Origin of the sequence: Stenotrophomonas sp., from assembly GCF_031995405.1 — a bacterium.
Lineage (GTDB): Bacteria > Pseudomonadota > Gammaproteobacteria > Xanthomonadales > Xanthomonadaceae > Stenotrophomonas.
This window is the reverse complement of the sequence record NZ_DAMAGC010000193.1, coordinates 1-4,393: the sequence shown is the minus strand read 5'-3', so window position 1 is coordinate 4,393 and position 4,393 is coordinate 1. Positions and strand designations below refer to the sequence as shown.

Annotated in this window: 3 protein-coding genes, 1 tRNA gene and 2 pseudogenes; 3 read left to right on the top strand and 3 right to left on the bottom strand. The window is 68.0% G+C overall.

Going from position 1 to position 4,393, the window contains the following annotated elements:
- Window positions 1-634, bottom strand: a pseudogene (locus RTO53_RS19570) (polynucleotide adenylyltransferase PcnB); the annotation flags it as partial.
- A 44-nt stretch (window positions 635-678) separates the two neighbouring features.
- Between RTO53_RS19570 and RTO53_RS19565 the strand changes: the two are divergent.
- Window positions 679-753 (top strand) — tRNA-Glu (locus RTO53_RS19565).
- A 69-nt stretch (window positions 754-822) separates the two neighbouring features.
- Here the strand turns inward: RTO53_RS19565 and RTO53_RS19560 are convergent.
- On the bottom strand, window positions 823-2,244 hold the full coding sequence (locus tag RTO53_RS19560; protein ID WP_312239330.1) for a sugar porter family MFS transporter: 1,422 nt from the start codon (window positions 2,242-2,244) through the stop codon (window positions 823-825).
- Between the two features lie 210 nt (window positions 2,245-2,454).
- Between RTO53_RS19560 and RTO53_RS19555 the strand changes: the two genes are divergently transcribed.
- Both RTO53_RS19555 and fdxA read left to right on the top strand, forming a co-directional pair.
- Window positions 2,455-3,360 (top strand): SMP-30/gluconolactonase/LRE family protein, encoded by a 906-nt coding sequence (locus RTO53_RS19555; protein ID WP_312239329.1) that lies wholly within the window; start codon window positions 2,455-2,457, stop codon window positions 3,358-3,360.
- Window positions 3,361-3,468: 108 nt separating this feature from the next.
- Window positions 3,469-3,792 (top strand): ferredoxin FdxA, encoded by a 324-nt coding sequence (gene fdxA / locus RTO53_RS19550; protein WP_108764771.1) that lies wholly within the window; start codon window positions 3,469-3,471, stop codon window positions 3,790-3,792.
- Between the two features lie 273 nt (window positions 3,793-4,065).
- Here the strand turns inward: fdxA and RTO53_RS19545 are convergent.
- Window positions 4,066-4,393: pseudogene (locus RTO53_RS19545) on the bottom strand (hypothetical protein); the annotation flags it as partial.

The window sequence follows — 4,393 nt, the reverse complement described above, 5'->3', positions numbered from 1 at the left end:
CGAGCTTGGCCGCCAGGCGCACCGCGCGCAGCATCCGCACCGGGTCTTCCTGGTAGCGCTTCTCGGGATCGCCGATGAGTTTCATCAGGCGCGCCTGCACGTCTTCGAAACCGCCGGTGTAGTCGCGCACCGAGAAGTCCTCGATGGCGTAGTACAGCGCGTTGCAGGTGAAGTCGCGGCGGATCGCGTCGTCCTCGATGCTGCCGTAGACGTTGTCGCGGACCAGCATGCCGTTTTCCATCTCGCGGTCGCCGCTGCCGTCATCGATGTTGGCGCGGAAGGTGGCCACCTCGATGATCTCGCGACCGAACACGACGTGGGCCAGACGGAAGCGGCGGCCGATCAGGCGGCAGTTGCGGAACAGCGCCTTGACCTGCTCGGGCGTGGCATCGGTGGCCACGTCGAAGTCCTTGGGGTTGCCACCGACCAGCAGGTCGCGCACGGCGCCACCCACGAGGTAGCCGGCGAACCCGGAATCACGCAGCCGGTACAGCACGCGCAACGCGTTCGGGCTGATGTCCTTGCGGGAGATGGTGTGCTGATCGCGCGGAATCACGCGCAGGCTGAACGGTGATGTAGCAGAAGAATTGATGTTGGCGCTTCCGGTTGAGTTTTCGGGATTGCCCAATGGCATCTAGGTCCATATACTAGCGCGCTGCGCAGTTCGCGACAAAGTCTGCTCCCTTCGTCTAGAGGTTAGGACGTGGCCCTCTCAAGGCTAAAACAGGGGTTCGAGTCCCCTAGGGAGCACCAGTCGCGGTGCAGAACGACCAGAAACCCCGCCCCGGCGGGGTTTTTGCGTTGCAGGGCCGGCCGCCAGGCTCAGCCCTCCATCTGCTCCAGCTCCTTGCCCTTGGTCTCGCGCACGTAGCGCAGCACGAAGAAGATCGACAGCACCGCGGCCAGCGTATAGATGCCGTAGGCACCGGCCAGGCCGATCCCGGTCAGCAGCACCGGGAAGCTGACGGTAATGGCGAAGTTGGCGCTCCATTGCGCCGCACCGGCCACCGCCAGCCCCGAGCCGCGGATCTGGTTGGGGAACATCTCGCCCAGCATCACCCACATCACCGGTCCCCAGGACATGTTGAAGAACACCACGTAGACGTTGGCCGCGACCAGCGCCAGCCGCCCCATGCCGTCGGACAGCCGCAGCTGGCCACCGTCCAGGGTGCCGCTGGCAAACGCCACGGTGACCAGCGCCAGCGACACCGCCATGCCCAGCGAGCCGATCCACAGCAGCGGGCGCCGCCCGATCCGGTCGATCAGCACGATGGTCAGCAGACAGGCGCCGATGCTGAGCGCACCGGAGAGCACGTTGATCAGCAGCGCGTCGTTCTCGGAGAAGCCCACCGCCTGCCACAGCACCGCGCCGTAATAGAAGACCACGTTGATGCCGACCAGCTGCTGGAACACGGCCAGGCCGATGCCGATCCAGACGATTCGGCGCAGCCCACCGGCGCGCTTGTCGATCAGGTCCGACAGCCGCGGCCGGTGCGGGTCGCCGGCCAGCGAACCTTCGATCTCGGCGACCTTGACCCGCGCTTCCTCCGCGCCGTAGAGCCGGGTCAACACCGCCAGCGCCTGCGCGTGCCGGCCCTTGACCACCAGGTAGCGCGGGCTTTCAGGGATACGCAGCAACAGCAGCAGGAACAGCGCCGATGGCAATGCCTGCATCCAGAACATCCAGCGCCAAGCCTCCTGTCCCAGCCACAACGGCTCGGTCGAGGCCCCGGCAGCGCGCGCCAGCAGGTAGTTGCTGAGGAACGCGCAGAACAGCCCGGTGATGATCGCCATCTGCTGCACCGTCGCCAGCCGGCCGCGATAGCGCGCCGACGCCACCTCGGCGATGTAGGCCGGCGACATCACGCTGGCCGCACCCACCGCGAAGCCGCCAACCACCCGCGCGAGCACGAACAGCGCCGAGCTGCGCGCTGCACCGGCACCCAGCGCCGACAGCAGGAACATCGCCGCGGCGATGATCAGCACGCCGCGCCGGCCGAGCCGATCGCCGAGCCGGCCGGCGAAGAACGCACCGATCGCGCAGCCCAGCAGCATCGAGGCCACCTCGAAGCCGATGCCGGCCTGGCTGGACTGGAAGGTCTGTTTCAGCCCATCGACGGTGCCGTTGATGACGCCGCTGTCGAAGCCGAACAGGAAGCCACCGATGGTGGCCACGCAGCTGATCAGGACGATGAACGCGGTGTTCTCGCTGCTGGCGTTGGATCGGGGAAGCGGTGTGGACATGGACGCACCTGGCCGGAGGAAAGGACGGCCGCCCAACCGCGCGACCACGGGGATGGCCGCAGCGTCGCACAGGTCCGGGCAGCGACACCATGCCTGCGGTCGGGATCGGCCCGGGAGCGGCACGCCCTGTCGCGCACGCCGCCGATGCCCACGGTCCGTTGCCCTTGGCGATGGCAAAATGCCCGGCCCTGCCACGATCCCCCTGCCCTGATGCCCCCTGCCGACACCGCCACCCCCGCCCTGCTGATCGACAGCCGCTGCACCCACGGCGAAGGCGCGCTGTGGTCAACGCGTCGGCAGTGTCTGTTCTGGGTGGATATCAGCGCGCGGCAGCTGTGGCAGTACGACGCGTCCACCGGCACGTCCCGCCACTGGCCCCTGCCCGACCGCCCCGCCTGCCTGGCCGAAGGCGAGGATGGCCAGTTGCTGCTCGCCCTGGCCGGCTCCCTGCAGCGGGTCGATATCGATGCGCCCGATGGCGCGCTGCGCCTGCAGTGGCTGGCCGACGTGCAACCGGAGCAACCCACCACCCGCAGCAACGACGGGCGCACCGATCGTGCCGGCAACCTCGTGTTCGGCACCATGAACGAGGACCCTGCGCGCGAACCGCTCGGCCGCTTCTACCAGTACAGCGCGCGCCACGGCTTGCGCCCTCTGGACCTGCCTGGCGTGGTGATCCCCAACGCGATCTGCTTCAGCGCGGACGGCGCCACGATGTACTACTGCGATTCGGTGCGGCCGGAACTGTGGTGCTGCGACTACGATGCCGAACGTGCCCAATGCAGCCATCCCCGCCGGTTCGCCCGGCTGGAGGACCCGGCGTGGGAGCCGGACGGGGCGATCATCGATGCCGACGGCGGTTTGTGGAATGCGCAGTGGCGTGCCTCGCGGGTGGTCCGTTACCTGCCCGACGGACGGATCGACCGGGTCGTGCCGATGCCGGTCCGCAACCCCACCTGCGTTGCGCTGGGTGGAACGGGGCTGAGCCAGCTGATGGTCACCAGCTCGCGCCTGGACCACAGCCCCGAAGCGCTCGCCGCCGCCCCGCACGCCGGCAGCGTATTCGTCGTGGAAACCGGCATCGCCGGGCTGCCCGATGCCACGTTCCGCTGGTGAGCCGACCCTGCAGCGGGCCCGGTTGCAGCGACAAGTGAGATCCAATCCCGCGCCAGCGGCCAACCTGTTCTAGAATTGTCCGGCTTACTGTCGGATCCAGATCCAGCCATGCCTTTTGTCGTCACCGAAAACTGCATCAAGTGCAAACACACCGATTGCGTGGAAGTGTGCCCCGTGGATTGCTTCCATGAAGGCCCGAACTTCCTGGTGATCGACCCGGACGAGTGCATCGACTGCACCTTGTGCGAACCCGAGTGCCCGGTCAACGCGATCTTCCCCGAAGACGACGTGCCCGCCGGGCAGGAAGTGTTCGTGGGCCTCAACGCCGAGCTGGCCAAGGCCTGGCCGGTGCTGACCGTGCGCAAGGACCCGCCTGCCGACGCCGGCGAATGGGATGGCAAGCCGGACAAGCTGCCGCTGCTCGAGCGCTGAGCCACGCCAGCGTGCCGCAATGAAAAAAGGGCGCCATAGGCGCCCTTTTTCATCTCCGGTAGCGCCGAACCACGCTCGGCTGACCCAATCCGGTAGAGCCGAGCCATGCTCGGCTGACAGGCTGGCCGTCTGGCCGTCCTGACCCAATCCTGACGCAGCCGAGCATGGCTCGGCTCTACCGGGACAGCGCAGCCGAGCATGGCTCGGCTCTACCAGGCTTCCGGTCGCGGCCCGCGCCACGGACCCGGACAACGGCCGGGTCCGCACACCCCCTTACCGGGCCAGCTTCGCCTTCAGCTCCGCCAGCAGCTTGGTCGGGGCAGCACCGGTCGCCGGCAGGCCACGCGGGTCAACGGCGGAGATGTACGCGCCGGCTTCCACGCCGACCACGCGCACCAGGAAATCGCTGCCTTCATAGGCCACGTCGTAGGAGCCCAGCAGCTGTGCCTTGCTGGCGATCTTCACCCCTGCAATGGCTTCCAGCGCGGTGCCGACCTTGCCGAACGCCTCATCCTTGGTGCCCTGCACGGTGAAACCGGCGGCGTTGGCGGCCGGCGCCTGGGTGCTGGCGGCGGCCGGCGCGGGCTTGGAACCCTGCGAG